Origin of the sequence: Colwellia sp. (assembly GCF_013214175.1) — a bacterium.
In the GTDB taxonomy this organism is placed as follows: domain Bacteria; phylum Pseudomonadota; class Gammaproteobacteria; order Enterobacterales; family Alteromonadaceae; genus Colwellia.
This window is the reverse complement of sequence record NZ_JABSPA010000002.1, coordinates 398,233-416,736: the sequence shown is the minus strand read 5'-3', so window position 1 is coordinate 416,736 and position 18,504 is coordinate 398,233. Positions and strand designations below refer to the sequence as shown.

23 protein-coding genes are annotated in these 18,504 nt (G+C 39.1%); 11 read left to right on the top strand and 12 right to left on the bottom strand.

Annotation, left to right across the window (positions count from 1 at the left end):
* Positions 1–119 precede the first annotated feature (119 nt).
* The gene (locus tag HRT55_RS04915) at positions 120–1,004 is read right to left on the bottom strand and encodes a TraB/GumN family protein (RefSeq protein WP_291619346.1); all 885 of its coding nucleotides are present in this window, start codon (positions 1,002–1,004) and stop codon (positions 120–122) included.
* Positions 1,005–1,239: 235 nt separating this feature from the next.
* Between HRT55_RS04915 and HRT55_RS04910 the strand changes: the two genes are divergently transcribed.
* The 4 genes from HRT55_RS04910 (at position 1,240) to HRT55_RS04895 (ending at position 3,816) form a co-directional block, all read left to right on the top strand.
* Positions 1,240–1,815 carry a DUF4136 domain-containing protein gene (locus tag HRT55_RS04910; RefSeq protein ID WP_291619345.1) on the top strand — a complete coding sequence of 192 codons (576 nt, stop codon included), beginning with the start codon at positions 1,240–1,242 and terminating at the stop codon, positions 1,813–1,815.
* A 101-nt stretch (positions 1,816–1,916) separates the two neighbouring features.
* Positions 1,917–2,240 carry a ribonuclease E inhibitor RraB gene (locus HRT55_RS04905; RefSeq protein WP_291619343.1) on the top strand — a complete coding sequence of 108 codons (324 nt, stop codon included), beginning with the start codon at positions 1,917–1,919 and terminating at the stop codon, positions 2,238–2,240.
* A 53-nt stretch (positions 2,241–2,293) separates the two neighbouring features.
* Complete coding sequence (locus tag HRT55_RS04900; RefSeq protein WP_291619341.1) at positions 2,294–2,920, top strand: lysophospholipid acyltransferase family protein; 627 nt, start codon at positions 2,294–2,296, stop codon at positions 2,918–2,920.
* A gap of 299 nt (positions 2,921–3,219) precedes the next feature.
* The gene (locus HRT55_RS04895; protein ID WP_291619339.1) at positions 3,220–3,816 is read left to right on the top strand and encodes an outer membrane beta-barrel protein; all 597 of its coding nucleotides are present in this window, start codon (positions 3,220–3,222) and stop codon (positions 3,814–3,816) included.
* A 51-nt stretch (positions 3,817–3,867) separates the two neighbouring features.
* Here the strand turns inward: HRT55_RS04895 and HRT55_RS04890 are convergent, their stop codons facing one another.
* The 9 genes from HRT55_RS04890 to HRT55_RS04850 all read right to left on the bottom strand — a co-directional run bounded on the left by HRT55_RS04890 (position 3,868) and on the right by HRT55_RS04850 (position 12,017).
* Complete coding sequence (locus tag HRT55_RS04890) at positions 3,868–4,527, bottom strand: trimeric intracellular cation channel family protein (protein ID WP_291619337.1); 660 nt, start codon at positions 4,525–4,527, stop codon at positions 3,868–3,870.
* A gap of 89 nt (positions 4,528–4,616) precedes the next feature.
* Positions 4,617–5,582 (bottom strand): cobalamin biosynthesis protein, encoded by a 966-nt coding sequence (locus tag HRT55_RS04885; protein ID WP_291619335.1) that lies wholly within the window; start codon positions 5,580–5,582, stop codon positions 4,617–4,619.
* Positions 5,583–5,629: 47 nt separating this feature from the next.
* A complete protein-coding gene (mtnN, locus tag HRT55_RS04880) occupies positions 5,630–6,355 on the bottom strand; it encodes a 5'-methylthioadenosine/S-adenosylhomocysteine nucleosidase (RefSeq protein WP_291619332.1) in 726 nt (241 codons plus the stop codon).
* A 94-nt stretch (positions 6,356–6,449) separates the two neighbouring features.
* Positions 6,450–7,202 (bottom strand): pantothenate kinase, encoded by a 753-nt coding sequence (locus HRT55_RS04875; RefSeq protein ID WP_291619331.1) that lies wholly within the window; start codon positions 7,200–7,202, stop codon positions 6,450–6,452.
* Positions 7,199–8,200 carry a bifunctional biotin--[acetyl-CoA-carboxylase] ligase/biotin operon repressor BirA gene (gene birA / locus HRT55_RS04870; protein WP_291619330.1) on the bottom strand — a complete coding sequence of 334 codons (1,002 nt, stop codon included), beginning with the start codon at positions 8,198–8,200 and terminating at the stop codon, positions 7,199–7,201. Before birA ends, HRT55_RS04875 begins: the two co-directional genes overlap by 4 nt.
* Positions 8,193–9,308, bottom strand: coding sequence for a UDP-N-acetylmuramate dehydrogenase (gene murB / locus HRT55_RS04865; RefSeq protein WP_291619329.1), 1,116 nt, complete (start codon positions 9,306–9,308; stop codon positions 8,193–8,195). The genes birA and murB overlap by 8 nt, the downstream gene beginning before the upstream one ends.
* Positions 9,309–9,580: 272 nt before the next feature.
* On the bottom strand, positions 9,581–10,237 hold the full coding sequence (locus HRT55_RS04860) for a nitroreductase family protein (protein WP_291619328.1): 657 nt from the start codon (positions 10,235–10,237) through the stop codon (positions 9,581–9,583).
* A 128-nt stretch (positions 10,238–10,365) separates the two neighbouring features.
* Complete coding sequence (locus HRT55_RS04855) at positions 10,366–11,349, bottom strand: MDR family oxidoreductase (RefSeq protein WP_291619327.1); 984 nt, start codon at positions 11,347–11,349, stop codon at positions 10,366–10,368.
* 44 nt (positions 11,350–11,393) lie between these two features.
* Positions 11,394–12,017, bottom strand: a complete 624-nt coding sequence (locus tag HRT55_RS04850) for a TetR family transcriptional regulator C-terminal domain-containing protein (protein WP_291619326.1) — start codon at positions 12,015–12,017, stop codon at positions 11,394–11,396.
* A gap of 325 nt (positions 12,018–12,342) precedes the next feature.
* On the opposite strand from HRT55_RS04850, the gene HRT55_RS04845 reads away from it, so the two are divergent.
* From HRT55_RS04845 to HRT55_RS04830, 4 genes are all read left to right on the top strand, one after another.
* Positions 12,343–12,711, top strand: coding sequence for a hypothetical protein (locus HRT55_RS04845; protein WP_291619325.1), 369 nt, complete (start codon positions 12,343–12,345; stop codon positions 12,709–12,711).
* Between the two features lie 83 nt (positions 12,712–12,794).
* A complete protein-coding gene (pspA, locus tag HRT55_RS04840) occupies positions 12,795–13,457 on the top strand; it encodes a phage shock protein PspA (protein WP_291619324.1) in 663 nt (220 codons plus the stop codon).
* Positions 13,458–13,598: 141 nt separating this feature from the next.
* A complete protein-coding gene (locus HRT55_RS04835; RefSeq protein WP_291619323.1) occupies positions 13,599–13,829 on the top strand; it encodes a PspC domain-containing protein in 231 nt (76 codons plus the stop codon).
* Between the two features lie 39 nt (positions 13,830–13,868).
* Entirely contained in the window at positions 13,869–14,210 is a 342-nt protein-coding gene (locus HRT55_RS04830; RefSeq protein ID WP_291619322.1) for a hypothetical protein, read from the top strand.
* A 32-nt stretch (positions 14,211–14,242) separates the two neighbouring features.
* Here the strand turns inward: HRT55_RS04830 and HRT55_RS04825 are convergent, their stop codons facing one another.
* Complete coding sequence (locus tag HRT55_RS04825; protein WP_291619320.1) at positions 14,243–14,980, bottom strand: enoyl-CoA hydratase-related protein; 738 nt, start codon at positions 14,978–14,980, stop codon at positions 14,243–14,245.
* 354 nt (positions 14,981–15,334) lie between these two features.
* On the opposite strand from HRT55_RS04825, the gene HRT55_RS04820 reads away from it, so the two are divergent.
* From HRT55_RS04820 to HRT55_RS04810, 3 genes are read left to right on the top strand one after another with little or no spacing between them, the layout of a single operon-like run.
* Positions 15,335–15,778, top strand: coding sequence for a copper chaperone PCu(A)C (locus HRT55_RS04820; RefSeq protein ID WP_291619318.1), 444 nt, complete (start codon positions 15,335–15,337; stop codon positions 15,776–15,778).
* A 33-nt stretch (positions 15,779–15,811) separates the two neighbouring features.
* Entirely contained in the window at positions 15,812–16,807 is a 996-nt protein-coding gene (locus tag HRT55_RS04815) for a DUF2333 family protein (protein WP_291619316.1), read from the top strand.
* 4 nt (positions 16,808–16,811) lie between these two features.
* Positions 16,812–17,570, top strand: coding sequence for a TIGR04219 family outer membrane beta-barrel protein (locus HRT55_RS04810; protein ID WP_291619314.1), 759 nt, complete (start codon positions 16,812–16,814; stop codon positions 17,568–17,570).
* Between the two features lie 116 nt (positions 17,571–17,686).
* Here HRT55_RS04810 and HRT55_RS04805 read toward each other — a convergent pair whose 3' ends face one another.
* Positions 17,687–18,349 (bottom strand): lytic transglycosylase domain-containing protein, encoded by a 663-nt coding sequence (locus HRT55_RS04805; RefSeq protein ID WP_291619312.1) that lies wholly within the window; start codon positions 18,347–18,349, stop codon positions 17,687–17,689.
* Positions 18,350–18,504: the final 155 nt, after the last annotated feature.

The window sequence follows — 18,504 nt, the reverse complement described above, 5'->3', positions numbered from 1 at the left end:
CTCCATGCATTGTCTAATAAGTACCATCCATGGCACGTCCGATTAAAATACCACGGGGATGACGAACCTGAGCCATATACATAGGCATGTATTATTTTCCACTACCTTTTTATCAAAAATTATAACTTCTCTACGCGATAGCCTTTAGCTTTCAGTAAGGCTAAAACACTTTTATCCCCAGCCAGATGTGCGACGCCCACTAAAACAAATTCTTTATCGCTGCTGTTACCGTTGCCAGCAAACATGCGTTCAATATGTGGCAGCCAGTTTTCATTTCTGTCGGTAAGCAGAGACTTGATGGTTTTAGGATCATCCTTCATCGGCTCAATAGCCAGCGTATTTAATCGCTGTTCATCACCTTTGCGCCACGCGGTGAGTAAATCAGTAAACATTGATTTAAAGTCTTTCATTTGTTCAAGGTTCGACTTGATGAATTTCTCTTCATTACCCTTGCCCATGTCGGCAATCATATTCATTTGAAATTCTACGGTTTCAAAATATGCTATTTGTTTATTATCTCTTATCGCCTTATGACTATAAAAAATATCAACACCTTCTCCTGACAAACCTGCTCGCTGAGCCTCTAACAAAGCTAACATTGTTACCAGAAAACCAGGTTTAAAACGTTCAAACATCATTAAATCAGCACCTAGGCTGGCAATATGTTGACTGAGATTTTGTTTGGTTTTAGCAGATAAAAAATCACCAATGGTTTTGCCATTTCCATAAGCCATTTGCTGCATCATCTTCATTTGAAAAGCGCTGTCGTTAGCGTCGGGTAACTTAGTTTCTAACACTATGCTATCGCTTTGTTTATACGCCTGCTCAAATTCTGCCGGCAGTGGAAATTCTGATGCCGGTAAAATATGCACTGTGCCGCCAATGAAAATATGATCATTGCCCTTACTCACTTTCCACACCGATGACTCGGCCAAAGCGGATAACGAGACCAAACTCGTTAAGGTGAATAATGTGCCTATGAATAACTGCTTACTACTTATCATTATGTAAATATCCTTATTTTTACCAGAGAAAATGAATAACTCATTATTAGGGTCTGTTGAGCATGAACTTGGACTCTTTTATAACTTATCCCTACTAAGCCTGCAAACGCCCCATGCTTTTAAATGACACACTCAGTAGATTTCTAAGTAATTAATAACTGCTTAAAGGTTTATCTGTTCAAATCTTAGTGCAGTTGTTAGTCTAAGACTTTACTCTTTACTGTGTTATGACTCTGTGTTGAAAAACTTTCTTACCACTATAATTTCGCCGATAAAGCTATTACTAACATGCTTGTTAATTGTCTGTGTCTCTAGCTGTAGCTCAAAGACAAATCCAGTAATTTATTATAATAGCTTCGATTTTTCCAAGGTTAAAACCTACAGTTTTTATAGCAGTGGTTCTAAATTTTTTGACAGCCAAAACCTACCGCACTTCCAGCGTAGTGGCATTGAACTCGCCATTGAAAAAAGCCTAGACGCACAAGACTTTCACTATAGTGAACTCGACAGTGCCGACATTATTGTCACTTATCACCTAGTCAAAAAGCAGTCGAAAGATTACCTAAATTACAACAAAGCAGTATTATTCTGTGCCCATTGTCTTAGGGCCAATGCTTGGCAGAACGACAATGGTGACTGGCAAGTGTATCGTGGTGGGCTAATTATTGATCTTGTCGATCCAAAGAAAAATCGCTCGGTCTGGCGTAGTATTTATCCACTAAAATTTAACGACAAAGATAATAGTAACGAGCTACACGAGAAAGTCATTGAAGCGGTTAATATCATGCTAACGCAGTACCCAGGAAAATAAAAAATCAGTGCTAATCATATTTATTTAGCCCGAGCCCTATTCAAGGCGATTTTCCCGCTTTATAATGCTCGCTTCCAATAGCATAACTATATTACTTTTATATGAACTTTCCAGATGATGAAACAGGCCAAGTATTAGCCGAAATGCAGCAAGCAGGTATCGACTTGAGTCAATCACATGACGTGGTATTCTTTCATTTGTTTGAACAAGAAAGCCAAGCACAAGCCATGGTTGAACATATAAAAGAGCACCTACCCGCAGTTAAATGCAACTTACACCCTGATCAAACACCTAATGTTTGGGATGTAGATTGCACCGTGGTTATGACACCATCGCATGCAGCGATTGTTGAACAAGAAGCCGTCTTAGAAAAAATTGCCACCAGCTTATCCGGTTATAACGATGGTTGGGGGATTGAAGCCTAGTTTAGCGCTTCAGTATTAGATTCATGTTTGCCTTCTATTTAAAAAAATACTCTATGTACGTCGCTATAGCGGCTCAGTCTGTCGCCTTATCTTTGTCTAAGCGCCACGGCATAAGATTTAATCGGTTACGTCGAATTTTCACTGGGCTGATTATCCGTAGTGTTGGTGCTCAAGTGAAACTAATCGGTACTATCGATGCTGATACTGATATTTTAATTGTAAATCATCAAAGCATGTTAGACATCTTCTCCCTTGAAGAAGTGGTCGGCAATGATACGCGCTTTATTGGTCGCACCGGTATTATGGACAAATGGCCAGTGTCGCGCATTGTTGATAGGGTTGGCCATATCACAGTTGATCAAAAAGATCGCCGCGCCATCATCACACTATTAAAAGACGTAAAAATCTGCCAAGGTAAAAAAGTGATCATTTTTCCAGAAGGCACACGCTCCCAATCAGGTAAAATTGAACCCTTTGAAGCTGGGGCAAAACTATTGGTTGAGAAGCTAAAACTTAAAGCACAACCAGTGGTCATTAAAAACATTTTAGATGTTTATAACGAGTCAAATAAAAGCGCGACTTCAGGCACCATTGAAATAGAAGCTTTACCGGCAATTACCATTACAGACGGCTGGTATGAAAACATTCATCAACAAATGAATAAGGTATTCAATCAATAGCCTTATCACATTGACTTTATTAGTCCGCAGATAAGTAATACACCCAGCTACCGGCCCTTTAATATGTCTAATAGAGCTAGAATTAGACATATTCAACACTCCCCTTAATGCTATCGCTTCTCTCTAATTCACTTTTATGTTTGTATCTTTGCCTATAATCCAAGCTTATAGCAATCGATAGCTAAAAACTTTACAGAAACTTACATTATCATTACATTTATCAAACGGTAATTTTAAGCACTTTTATTAATAATACTCTTAGTTTATTTTTTATTAATATCTCGCATAGGACGCTACCCATGAAGTTATCTCCCTTAATGACGATCTCGTTACTTTCACTGTCTTTACTTAGTACATTTACCCACGCACAAGACCACCAGCATAGCTATGGCGTAACAATTGGTGCGGGAGGTGGTGAATACAAGAACTCAACTCAGGATGGTGACGGCTTTGCTCAAGCCTACCTTTTTTATAACTATCAAGCCCTAGAGCACTTTTCAGTTGAAGTTGCTTATAATTCTGCTATAGAGCTTGATAGCTGGCAATGTGAAGAAAAATATGATGATAAGTGGACATGTGGTGCAAATAATAAACCCATGTTTGGTTTTCTCGCCAATGAGTTTGAAATGGATGGTTTTGTTGTCGCCATTAAAGGCCAAGTTCCTATATCACAACGTAATAGTTTATATGGAAAATTAGGCGCTCAATATTATGATTATGCATTTAGCCGTAACGGCTACACTGTTGAAAATGAAGATGGTACAGGTGTTTTATTCGAGGCTGGTTGGCAGTATCAGTGGGATATGGGCATTGGCATGAACGTAGGGCTACGCTACCAAGATTTGGGCGATTTAACGTTGATATCACAAAATATCGGTATCAGTTACTCTTTTTAATACTTCTGTTTTTGCTGAATAGGCAAAGGCTTAAGAATTAGACATCTGTCTTTATTCTCTATATTTGCTTTTATCTTTACTGTTATCTTTATGCGGCTTTTCAACGATATGAAAAGCAGGTAAAGATACATGCCAATAAATAGCCGCTAAACGTAGAACTAGTGCAGCACTGATCGAAGTAATAATCGCGTTGGTATCAGACCAGTTCAGCCACTGTAAGAAGATAAATAAACCGCCACCCAGCATTGCTGCCAATGCATAAATTTCTTGCCGTAAAATCATTGGGATTACGTTACACAAGACATCGCGAATCATACCGCCGGCCACACCAGTAATTGTTCCCAGCACTATAGCTACAGGAATAGGTGCGCCCAAAACTAACGCCTTTTGAGTACCTAGCACAGCAAATAAAGCTAAACCCAAGGCATCTGCAATCAATAAAAAACGTTTAGGAATACGTTTTGGTTGCCTGATAAAGATGATGGTCAGTATGGCTGTGGTTAAAATAACATAGAGATAGAAAGGCTTAACCACCCAAAATACCGGTGTTTGTAAGATAACATCGCGAATGGTACCACCACCTACCGCGGTGACTGAAGCCAGCACCACAACACCAAAAGGGTCAAGTTGGTATCGGCCAGCCATAAGCGCACCTGATAAGGCAAAAACAATAATGCCAAAAATATCTAAGTAATATAAAAGTTCATTCATAGCCAGTGCTCAAAAAGGTGTGGGTTTAGCTTGGTTTAATTTTATTTATCTTTGCTTAACTTGGTTTAGTTTGGTTTAGCTAATGAAAATTACTTTACTTGCACCAGTTGCCAGCTTATCGCTAACAAAACCAGTATAAACAAGCTGCTATAACAAGCAAAATTAACTTTACCCGTGGCTTTAATAATGTCTTGTGGCTCGGGTTGTTTAGCCAGATCATTAAAGGCTATTTTTCTTAATTTTTCTTCTTGATACATGGCGACACCACCTAACCTCACCGCTAGTGAAAAAGCATGCACACTAATAACAAAGTTACTATTAAGCTTAAAAAAATGGCCGCGTGTTAGTCGCCAAGATAATGAAATATCTTGCCCTAAGGAGCTCAGTAATATCAATAAAGCCATCAATCGACTCGGTAGCCATTGGATTAACTGGATAAACAACTGACTAAAAAAGCCAAAGTGCTTAAATTGCGCCAGTTTAGTATTCCAACAGTAATGCATTTCTAGTATTAATCGATAGCTAAGGGCAGCTAACGGACCGAAAACAATAAAAACAAAGCTAACCACATAGACTTGCTGAACACAGCGTAGCAGCTGCATTTCTATAGCTGCTTTACTCAAACCCACTAGCGAAAGTTGCTCGGTAGATCTTAATAGCCAAGGCTTAAGTGTTTGCTTAGCTAGGTAGGTCTGCTTAGCAACTAAGGTTTGGGCAAGCGCTTTATTTACCTGGCCGAGATTAAGGCTACCTAGAGCGAAATAAAGCAGTAAACCTTGCCACAGATAATCTACGGCAACAAAGTCAGCAAATAGCCATAAAATAATAACGATAGGCAGCAAGGTAACCAATAACGCCAGCAAACCCGCGATGCTTTGTTGCTGGTTTGCAGTGGTGCTGTTATTAACTTTATTACCTAGCTGTAGACAATAAAATTGAAAGAAACGTAGTGGCTCATGGGCAACAAAATGGCTTACCGTAGCTTTTATCACCAGCACTACCATGAGGATTAACACATGATAAGTAAACGGCATTAACTCGATAAATCCTGTCATTTATTGTCTCTATTCATTACTTGGCCAATAAGAAAACAATCAATTAATTAACTGATTGTTTTACCTTGCAACTGCTCTAGCATATTCAGTACTAACTGCGATGAATTAACCGCTGCCGTTTCTAAGTACTCTTCAAAAGTATGTGGTGATTCTGTACCAGCAATATCTGACAATGAGCGAATAATAACAAAAGGGGTTTTCAGCTGTAAACATGCTTGTGCGATAGCAGCACCTTCCATTTCAACTGCAGCCATAGTGGGAAAATTAGCCCGTGCTTTAGCGACATCTTCTTCTTTGGTCATAAAGGTATCACCTGTGGTAATTAAACCAGTAATTGCCTGAATGTGTTGTTCATTTGACTGGTTTAATTGCTCAATACCTTTTTTAGCAGCTGCAACTAACTCTTCATGTGGTATAAAAGCCGCAGGATTAGCGGGTAGTTGCCCTATTTCATAGCCAAATGCGGTGATGTCGACATCGTGATAACGTACTTCTGAACTAACAACAATATCGCCCACTTTCAATGTTTTATCGAAGCCACCAGCAGAGCCAGTATTAACCACGTAATCTACATCAAAACGGTCAATCAATATTGCCGTTGCTAACGCTGCAGCAACCTTGCCGATACCTGATTGCACAATAACCACATCACTGCCGGCTAATTGACCTTGATGAAAGGTGTAACCTGCATGTTCGGTTGATTTAGCATCGGTTAATTTTGCTTTTAAAATAGCAACTTCTGGCTCCATTGCGCCAATGATTCCTGCTTTCATGTTCATTCCTAATTCTGTTTAATAAAAATAAATAGTAACCTTGGTCTTTGGTTCGATAAGAAAATTAATCTGCTGATGTTAAGTAGTGACTCAACTATTCGCAATATTCTTGTAGACCATAGAAAATAAGGTTATCGATAAATTGGATGTTTGTTACGGCAATAAATTTTTCACTGGTCTGTGCTAACACTAATTTTGTTAACGCCATACCATCGCCACCGGTTAAGATAATGCGATCGATGCTAGCTAATACTTGACCTTGCTCAATCGCTTGTTCAATCATACCTAGGGTTGCTGCCCAACAAGCATTATTAACATTATCGCTAGTATTGCTGCCAAATGCTAAGCTAGGTAGGGTTTTATTTTCCGCATGAACTAAGGTGCTATGAGTTAAAATGCTGCTAAATAGCGCTTTGATACCCGCTAATATCCAGCCACCTTGGTGCTGACCATTACTTGCCAGTAAATCGACGGTAGTGGCCGTGCCCGCATCTATAATTAAGACATTTTCATTGGGGTAAAGATGTATGGTACCTAATAGCGCCAGCCAACGATCAATACCCAAGCTCGTTGGTTCTTGATAAGCCGACAGCAAAGCATTTTTTTGTTGTTCACTATGCACTTGTTTAAAGCTAATTTTTTGCTCGCTACACCAACTAGCCAGTTCAGTGGTTAATGATGATTTAGCGACATTGGCAACAACTACTTGGCTAGCATGAGTAAAGTGCTTAGCAAAGTAGCCTACGGAAAAGTCTTGATTATTAAGCTGAGTAGTAACTGATAATTGTCCTTCTCTCAGCTGAGCATATTTGGTTCGGCTATTACCAATATCAATTAATATCATCATTCATCCATCCTCAGGCTCACTTCACCGCCGTATACTGGTTTTATTTGGCCATTAACCTCTAACAATAAAGCACCTTGATTATTCACACCGCGACATATGCCATGTGTAGTGCGCTCGCCGGTAATTAATTTGACCCGCTTATTTAGAAAAGCATCCAATGCGTGCCATTCATCTAACATAGGCGCTAAGCCTGTTTGTTGGTATTGATTCAAGCGCTGGCGTAAGCAACTGATAAGTTGAGCACTCAAGGCATTTCGATCAATTTTAACCTGACTGTGTGATTGTAAATCTGTCCATTTTTGTTCAATTAATTTACCTGCTGCTTCCGGCATATGTAGGTTTAAGCCAATACCGATAACACTGTGGCTAGGCTCTAACGCTTGGCCTTCAAGATCAATTAAAATACCCGCCAGTTTCACGCCATCAAGATAAATATCATTAGGCCACTTCAACTGAACTTGCACATTACTATGAGCTTTTACCGCGTCACTGACCGCTAATGCCGTCACTAAACTGAGTCCCATAGCTGCTGATAAACCTTGCTCTAAGTACCAGTACATAGACAAGTAAATTTGTGAGCCGAAAGGAGAAATCCACTGACGACCACGACGACCACGACCAGCACTCTGATATTCAGCTAAGCAAACCTGTCCTGGCGATAATTGATTAGGTAAACGTCTCATTAAATAATCATTAGTCGAATCAATTAAGCTATGTACTTCAACGATTGGCATGTCGACTGATCTTTCAGTTTGTTTGCTCGCCTCAATGGCCAATAAACTGATGATCTTTTCTTTATCAAGTAAATAAAGCGGCTGCGCCAGCTTATAACCTTTGCCTGTGACACTGTAGATATCTAGGCCAATATCCGTTAGCACTTTAATATGTTTAGCGATAGCTGTACGGCTAATACCTAATTGCTCACCAAGTAACTGCCCGGAAACAAATTGCCCAGCAGCTAATGACTTTATCAAATGTTCTTTTACAGTTTTAGTCATTGTTTTTTCCGTTAGTAGCTTTGCTGTCGACACAATGTCCAATAGGGTTAACATCACGCAATGATGAAAATGACCTTTCGCCTTGCTCGGTGATCATCCGCACTTCTGGTATTAGCGATATTGAAAATTTATCCGCTACTTGGCGCTGGATATATTTCGCTAAGCTAACAATATCGCCGCCAAGTTCACTTCCATAATTAACTAATACCAAGGCTTGTTGCTGATGAACACCAACCTGTTGATGGCGAAAACCTTTTAATCCAGCTTGATCTATTAACCAACCTGCTGCCAGCTTTACCTGAGAGTTTGGCTGTGGGTAATGTGGCATATTTGGGTATTGCTGTTGTAACTGGACAAAGTCTGCGGCACTGACAACGGGGTTTTTGAAAAAGCTGCCTGCATTAGGTAATGCTTTCGGATCGGGTAACTTGCTACTGCGCAAGGCGATAACTTTCTCCATGACCTGCTTAGCAGTGCTATCTTTTGTCAATACATCTAAGCCGGCATAGCTGAGGTTTGCTTGCCATACTTTAGGAAATTTAAACGTGACTTGGGTAATTAAGCCTTTGTTATAACGTTCTTGCTTAAAAATACTATCGCGATAGGAAAAATCACACGCTTGATTAGCGAGTGAGTGCATGCTTTTACTGGCAAACTCATACCATTGCACTTCTTGACAGTAATCGGCAAATTCAACGCCATAGGCACCAATATTCTGCACAGGTGCCGCACCAACACTACCTGGAATTAAGGCTAAATTCTCTAAACCGTTAATACCTTGCTCAAGACAGAAACAGACTAACTCATGCCAATTTTCTGCTGCACCAACAGTGACGATAAAATGATCATCTTGTTCAAGGATATTAATACCGTTAAATTTCGGCTGAATAATAATCGGTGCTTGTGGCTCAACAAAGAGGGTATTACTGCCTTCACCAAGGATATAGAAATGTTCGGCGCTTAACTCAGGTAACTGCTGTAATTCAGCCAGTGTGCTGGGAAAATATATGTGCGAGCAACTCGCCTTAATATTAAAGCTGTTACTGCTTTGTAGCGAGTAATTTAAGTTTGAGTGCATAGCCACGAAAATGAAAAATGAAAGAATCATTATTGTACTGAAAAATCAGCTGAATACCAGTTTCATTACGTTGGTGATCTTGTTGTGTCCAAGAAAAATAAATCAAAGCAAGGCGATCGATTGACCAATAGCTGGCGTGTGTGATTGAGAGCAACACCGCCTTGGAGTATTTTAACTAGCACAAGTGGGCGATAATTTAATGAAATTGGTATCAAACCAATTTTTAGCTGAGATTAACAATGATCTAGCAGCAAGTATCCATTTGCTGCATCAATCACTTTCACTATTACAGAACATTCACTTTAAATGCGAACTAAAATCTCACTTAAAGCTAGGCGTGATTTTGGTAACTTGGCATTGAAGTCTTCTTCTGAATGATGGTAGCCAATAGCTAAAGCGACATCACACTGATAACCTTCAAGCTCTTCGCTAAACTCTTTATTAACCAGCTCAATATCAATGCCCTCCATTGGTGTTGAATCGATTTTCAACCGCGCCAGCACATGCAAGGTATTACCTAAGGCAAGATAAGTTTGTGCTTTGGTCCAAGTACAAGTATCACCATCTTCAGCTGTATTAAGCTCTGCAAACAGATACACGCCAAATGCTGCTTCACGATTTTCAGGTAAGGTGCGTTTGTCGGCAATCCCCTTATCAACTACCTTGGCGTAATCGTCACGGGTATATTTTGGGTTGTGAGCAAAAAGAATCACCTGAGAGCTATCAAAAACATGTTTCTTATTATACTCATGCATATTCACGAAGGTTTTGCTTAGGCGCGTTTTTGCTGCATCACTTTCTAAGACAATAAACTTCCACGGCTGTGAATTAATAGACGAGGCCGAAAGGCGCATAGCTTCAAATAGAATATCCAGGTCGGCCTGTGGGACTTTTCTGCTAGCATCATACTTTTTTACCGTATGGCGGCTGGTAAGATCTTCGATAATTGGGTGAGTCATAGTGTTTCCACTTATATAAAGAATTTGAACATAAGGTAATAGCTCTGACGCTGCCGCTCAAGTTAATTTTTGTTTAATATTACCTGAGCGGCAATTTCCTTACTGAAAATCATGACCTCATCAAGAAACTACCTATTTACATCAACCACAACACGACCGGTAATATCGCCATTGAGTAATTTACTAGCTGCTTCGATAGACTGCTCTAAACCGATCACTTCTGCTATTGATTGCATTTCAGTTGCCGGTAACAATTCGGCTAATTTTTTCCAAGCCTCTATTCTGTCTGCTCTAGGACGCATGACACTATCAATACCCAACAATGAAATCCCTCTTAAAATAAAGGGTGCTACAGAAGCGGGTAAATCCATGCCTTGTGCTAAACCACATGCAGCCACAGCGCCGCCATATTTTATACTGGCACAAACATTTGCCAGGGTATGGCTACCAACAGAGTCAACAGCAGCTGCCCACTGCTCTTTCATTAAAGGTTTACCCGGTGCTGATAATTCTGCTCTATCGATTATCTCAGTAGCACCTAAATTAGTTAAATAATCATGTTGTTCACTGCTACCCGTTGAGGCCACAACCGAGTAGCCCATTAGTGACAGAAGTTTTACTGCAAAGCTACCAACACCACCAGTGGCGCCAGTAACCAAAACCTTACCATCTTTGGGCGTAATACCGTTTTTTTCCAATGCTAGAATACACAGCATTGCGGTATAACCTGCTGTACCAATCGACATCGCCTGCAATGGCGAGATGCTTTCGGGTAAAGGAATTAACCAGTCACTATTTACTTTGGCTTTTTGTGCTAAACCACCCATATGCTTTTCACCGACACCAAAGCCATTAAGCAACACCTTATCGCCGACCTTAAACTCATCACTTTCACTGTGTTCAACAATGCCACTAAAATCAATACCTGGAATCATAGGAAAGCTTCTAATAACCGGGGCTTTACCGGTAATTGCTAGCGCATCTTTATAATTAAGCGTGCTATATAGGACTTTTACTAAGACATTGCCTTGGCTTAAGTTATCTTCATCTATTTGCGTGCAAGATGTTCGATAACCTTGTTCATCTTTATCTACCTGTAAACATTTAAACATAGAACCTCCAATATAGACCGACTGTCTATTAACTACTAAAAAAATTATTTTTTTAGTAGTTGTAGAAAATAGTGGATAAAAAGATCAATAGGTTGGGTAGTTTTAACCAGCTTACAGCGACTTACCGCCCCTTCCCAACCAAGCCAAAAGAACTCGGCAAGTGAATCACATTCCTCTTGCTGCGTATCAGGAGAAAGCACTTTTAGATAAGCAGAAATATTACTTTGCCAGCCTTGCATCACAGTAGACAATTTTTCTCGATGACTATCGGGTAATAGCGCAATTTCTTGCTCAAGGTTGCCGACTAAACAGCCGCGATTAAAATTATATTTCTCGATACCTGCTTTAGCATCGTTAACAAAGCTCATTAGTCTCTGCTCTGGCACTAGCTGTTCATTGTTTAAATGCGTATCAAGCTTACGGGAGAAGTAAGCATCGTAATGAGTAATTACCGCCAGACCAAAGACTTCTTTATTGGCAAAGTAATAGTAGAAAGAGCCCTTAGGCACAGATACTTTTTTTAATATCTGCTCTAACCCTGATGAAGCAAAGCCAAATTGGGTGAAATGTTCAACACCACTGCTTATCAGCTCGGCTTTGGTTTGTGCGCTATCCCGACCAGATTTAGCCGGTCTGCCTCGACGTTTTATATCATTATTTAATTGCATCACTTATATTAGACCGATCGTCTATTTAATTACAAGCGCTAATTTATCTAAAAACAGACAAGCAGATTGACTAACAAAACAACAGCTGGTCAAATAAACTAAAAACATAGTCAATTTAGCTAAAATATGAATCACTCCTTAGTGGCGCCATTTTACTTTAAGTATGACATTCAATAATTATTAGTAAATATCAAGTACTTATATTATTTGTAATCTTTGGCACAGCACTTGTAATACTAAGTTCAAGCAAAACGATGTTAGATAGCAACATCAATAACTAGAACCACTTTATAGCCAACAGATACTAAACAAGAAGGAATTTATTATGAGCACTTTCAACATGACTAAAAATACTAGCAACATAATTAAAGATGTAAGCCTTACGGTAGTACTTATCGGATCTTTATTGGCGGCATTAACAGTAAGCACTCGTGTTAATGCAGCACCAGCGTCAAGTATTGAAAGCGCCGTAAGCAACTTTGTTGTTGCCCAAGGAGAAAAAATGATTGCTGAGCTAAATATACAATTACAGCAATCAATTGATAAAGAAATTAAAACATTTTCTGCCAACTTCTCACTGAATAGTGCGACAACTTGGTTAGCAGCAGAGCAAAAAATCACACAAAAAGTGAAACTAACGACAACCGTCGTCAATGAAGATAGCAAGGTAGCGAGTAATGTGGCTAGTAATTAAAAATTACTATCAAGCTAAATTAGCAAACTATAAACCACAACTAATTTTCAAAAATTAAATATCAAAAGAGCAGGAGAAAAACTATGGGATTATTCAGCCGTTTTACCGACATTATTAATGCAAATTTAAACAGCATGTTAGACAAAGCCGAGCATCCAGAGAAAATGATTCGTTTGATCATTGGCGAGATGGAAGAAACATTAGTTGAAGTTCGCTCAACCGCAGCCAAAAATATAGCTGAACAAAAAACCTTAGCAAGAAAAGTAAAAGCGGCGCGAGAAGGCGTAGCGCACTGGCATAGCAAAGCAGAGATAGCATTGAGCAAGTCTCGCGATGACTTAGCCAAATCAGCACTGGCACAAAAACATAAGTGCCAAGCTGAATTAACGCAACTCGATGGTGAAAATGGCCAATTAACTGACTTGTTAAGCGCCATTCAAGAAGATGCCCAACGCTTGCAAGATAAACTAAATGAAGCTAAACGTCGTCAAGATGCGTTACGACTTCGTCAGGAGTCAGCGGAAGTAAGGTTGAAAGTACGAGAAAAAGCCGTTATTCACAATATTGATGAAGCGATGGCTAAATTTGAACGTTATCAACAAAAAATTGACCATCTTGAAGCGCAAGTTGAGTCTTATGATTTAACTGAGAACAAAGACTTATCCACGCAAATAGCTGAATTAGAGCAAGACGATAGCATTGAAGCTGAATTAGCTGAAATGAAAAAAAAGGTCGTTAACGGTTAAAGCATTAGCAAGATCATAGACCGAAAGCATAAACCTAAAAAATTAACCTAAAGTCCCTCGTTTACGGGGGCAGCAATTTTCATTTTATTACAATAGAAAAGTAATAAGTGCAGAGTAATACCGTAAAACTAAGGAGTTCCCATGAGATACGACAGAGAATATTCAACTATAAAGAATGTCCGTCAAACATTATGTAAAGACGTAGTAAATAAAAAATTAACCGGTGTTTGTGCTGGGATTGCCAAGCATTATGATTTTCCACGCTTAGCTGTTCGTATTGCTGCAATTGCTGCATTGATTATGTTACCCGTAGTCACAGGTGTTGCCTATGTAGTGGCAAGTATGTTGTTACCTAACAGCAAATATTACTAGTCTCAAAACCATTCACCTATATTTAAAAGTGAGCAAAGCATGAGCTTCTTAAAATCTTTAACATTGGCCATTTTGGCGACCATTTTCTTAACTTATGTTTTTGGCGTCGGCATGTTGGAATTAATGAACTTGCACGTGATGATGGATGGTGAAGTCATTGAGCCATTGAAAGCCATAGGTGTTTCAGCTTTAGTGGTGGTGTTATTAGTGGTAATTGCCCTAGCAATTGTCTTGAGTGTTTTTGGTAGTCTTATTTTTATTGTTCTGGTGCTATTTGGTAGCATTGCTATGGTGACTATCGGTGTATTTTGGCCAATTTTATTAATGGCTGTCGTTATCTGGTTACTTTGTCGAGATAAAAACACTAAGCAATATGCTTAGTGTTCAATGGCATAGTAGCTAGTCATCGCACTTTATTTAAAAAACTGAGCTAAGATGTTTTTACATTCATCTGTATTAACTAAGCGAACAAACTCTTGGCTCTCATCGCTGATGGCTTGGCTTAACGCTAGTTTCTGACCTTGTCTAATTAAGCGTCGACTAGTCATTACCGCGTCAACCGGCAAGTTGGCAATCGCTTGGGCAACGTCTTGGGTCAGGGTAATAAGTTCATCCGGCTGACAAATTTGGTTAGCAATACCATAACTCAATGCTTGCTCAGCGTTAAAGGTTTTACCCAACACCATTAATTCAAAGGCTTTATTTGCACCGACTTTTTGCGTTAATAACAAACTAGAGCCAGCTTCTGGGCATAAACCCAGTTGGGTAAAGGGCAATTTAAATTTACTGTTATCGGCAGCAATGACCATGTCACAATGTAATAACAGCGTAGTACCGATACCAACAGCAACGCCGGCGACACCAGCAACGAGAGGCTTGGTAAATTCGGACAGTGCTTTAACAAATTCAAGGGCAACTAAGTCATCATCAGTTGAACACTGCATAAAATCATGTAAGTCATTACCGGCACAAAAACAGTTTTCATTGCCTTGAATGACTAAGCAATGAACACTAGGTGTTTTTTCTGCATAGGCCAAGTGCTGGCAAAGCTCTAGATACATAGCATTAGTTAAGGCATTTTTTTTATCAATACGATTCAAGGTAATAGTAAAAACACCTTGTGTTTCTGTCGTTAAAATCAAGTTACTCATTTGTCACCAGTTTTGTTATGTGGGCTTACCAATACGATTGGTATATACCCGTGATCATTCAAGATGCATGTTTCAGAGTGCTTAAGCAATTTCAATTCAAGGCGCTGTGATAAAATAATGGTTGTTCCATTATAAGTCACAGCAACGATGAAGTGATGTTGCTCAAACGCTTCTTCGATGGGTTTAAAATGACTTTATACCGCGTTAAATAATCAAACCATAGAATGACTATGCTTAAATTATTCTCCTTGCCTAAAGCCATTTTAATTCCCACTGAAATCCTGCACTTTGATTGGTAACGGGTATAAGTTATAGTCAAACAATAATATTTGTTAGCAGGGATGTATAGTTACAATGAAAAATATTCACTATGGAAAATTTGTTATCCTTTTCGTTTTATTACTCGGTATGACAAATAATGTCTATGCAACCAGTGCAATAACTGTTGAAAATGCCTACATTAAAGCAAGTATTCCCGGTAGCAGTGTGACCGCAGCATATATGACAATAACTAATGCTGGCGATAAAAGCGCTACCTTGAAAAAAATCACCAGTTCAATATCTGCACGAATTGAAATTCACCAACACAGTATGGCAAATGGCATGATGACTATGCGTCAAGTAGACGACATAACTATTGATGCTGGCAGTCACGTTGTTTTACAACCTTCAGGTTTGCACCTGATGATTTTTGCAGTAAAACAGCAAATTACTGAACATGATGTTATTCCGTTAACATTATACTTCTCAAATGACACTGAAGTTAATATTCAATTACCTGTTTATCGTTATAAATAGTACAATAACCAACAATTTATCCTTGGAGTGGCTATGAAAACCATGATCTCTACAAAAATTATTGTCTGGGCTTTTACCGGCATTTTTTTTATTCTATACGGCGTTGGTGTTTATTGGAGTAGTGAACCTGCGTCCATTAATATTCATGCTGAAGTAACACAAGCTGCCAAAGCTGAGAATGTTGCTCCTGTAGTAGGTTACACCACCACAACTGCATTAATAAAAGTCAGTGAAATGCTATTACATAAACCGGGTGGTTACTTATCAAATGACATCATGCCGCCGTCACTGTTTTTAGATAATATGCCGGCATGGGAATTTGGTGTTTTAGAAATGGTGCGTGATATGGCCTTAGTCATGCGTAAAGATTTTAGTCGTTCACAATCGCAATCCTTAGTGAATCAACATTTAAAAGAGGCGCAACCACGCTTTAATATCGATAGTAAAAATTGGGCAATGCCAAGCGCTGAATCTGAATATGGCAAGGCGATCGAACAGCTTTATGCCTACCGTACGGCATTAGTCAGTAGTAATGGCAACAATAAGGCACAATTTTACGCTCGCGCTGATAACTTACGTTCTTATCTTGATGAAGTTCAAAAACGTCTCGGCAGCTACTCACACCGTTTAAGTTTAAGTGTTGGTCGTGAACAAGTTAACACTGATTTAGCTGGTGATAATCGCGCAGAACAATCAAGCCAAGGTGTTTCTTATTTACAGCTAAAAACTAGTTGGTGGCAAATAGATGATGTTTTCTATGAGGCCAGAGGAGCAACGTGGGCATTACTACAACTACTTAGAGCCATTGAAATTGATTTTAATAGCGTATTAGAGAATAAGAATGCCAAAATTAGTTTACAACAAATTATTCGTGAGTTGGAAGCCAGCCAAGAATCATTATGGAGCCCAATGATTTTAAACGGTAGTGGCTTTGGTCTGCTTGCCAATCACTCATTAGTTATGGCGAATTATATTTCTCGCGCCAATGCAGCATTAATTGATTTAAATGAACTTTTAACCAAAGGATAACAACATGAAAAAAACTTTATTAGCCGCCAGCTTTGCAGCGTTAATGTCTACTACTGCCCAAGCTGATACCTTATTAGGCTTGTATATTGGTGGCCAAATTTGGGCGAATGAAGCAAGTGGTAGCTTTGGTGATGGAGATTCAAATACGGAGCAAGCACTATTTGATTTTGATGATAAAAATCAAGGCAGTTTCTATGTCGCCTTTGAACACCCTATTCCATTAATTCCAAATATAAAAATTGCATCAACAACGCTCGATACAGTCGGTGGTACAACAATAAATCAAAATGTTAAAATATTAGGTACTACTTACAACGTAAATGAAACTTTAGATACTACGCTAGATGCCAGCTTTGTTGATTACACACTTTATTATGAAGTGTTTGATAATGATTTATTATCCTTTGATTTTGGTTTAACCGCACGTGATCTAGACGCCTATATTAAAGTGTCAGAATCAAATGCTAAAACCAGTGATTTAGATGTTTCTGGCATTATCCCAATGGCTTACCTTTCCACCATTATCGGTTTACCTTTTACTGGTTTAAATGTCTTCGCTGAAGCTAACTTTATTAGCTTTGACAACCAAACCGTTTATGATGCGCAAATTGGTGTAAGTTACTCTATTCTAGATAACCTAGCGGTAGATTTTGACGTTACTTTAGGGTACCGAAAAATGAAAATGGAGTTAAATGATTTAGATGGCTTCTACAGTGATTTAACTTATGACGGTTTCTTTGCTGGTGCGGTTGTGCATTTCTAAAGCACCATTAATACCTAATACATAACCAGTACAAAAAATATAAAAAAGCCGTGACTATGATAAATAGCTACGGCTTTTTTGTTTCTGGGTGTAGCTAGTTGTATTAATTACAGCTATTAATGACTCACATGAGAAAATCTGCCATACCTTTGGTGTAAAATCCCAACCCGTTCAACATACACTTGCGTCTCTTTGTATGGAGGAATGCCGCCATGCCGCTTAACTGCACCCTCGCCAGCATTATATGCTGCCGCTGCTAGATTATTATCACCGTTATATTTTCTCAGTAAGCGAGCTAAATGTTTAACACCGCCGTTAATATTCTGTTGAGCACTTAAGGAATTTTTCACCCCTAACTCTCTAGCCGTCGCCGGCATCAACTGCATTAAACCTTGGGCGCCCTGCTTAGACACGGCTCTAGGATTAAAATGAGATTCCGCATGAATAACAGCACGGACAAAGGCTGGATCAATACCATGCTTAAATGCCGCTTGATTAATATCACTTTTATAAGGCTGTAAATATAATTTGGCCTGACGCCAATCAATTAAGGAGTCGACTTTACAAGCATAGCAATCAAAGCGATAACGACTAAAGTCAACATCAAGGGGTTCAATATCAGAGAAAGACGTTACCCCTGAAGAAGATTTATAAGTATAAATATTTGTGGGATTTTTGTCAGCAGCGACACTAATACCAGCTGTCAGCAAAGATAAAAAGATTAGAGCAAGGCTGTAAGCAAGTGTTTTTCGCCAGCGGATATTTAAAAGTACTTTCATTGCGCCTCTATTATTCTGCCAGTTAATAGCAGCAAAACTTTCCAGTGTTTCAGATACACAGTCTATATTCCATTTTGGAATAAAAAATCGCTATCTATTCCTTTTGATCTTACTCTAATTTGTCTATTCTTCATGCTTCAATTGTCATGGGTGAA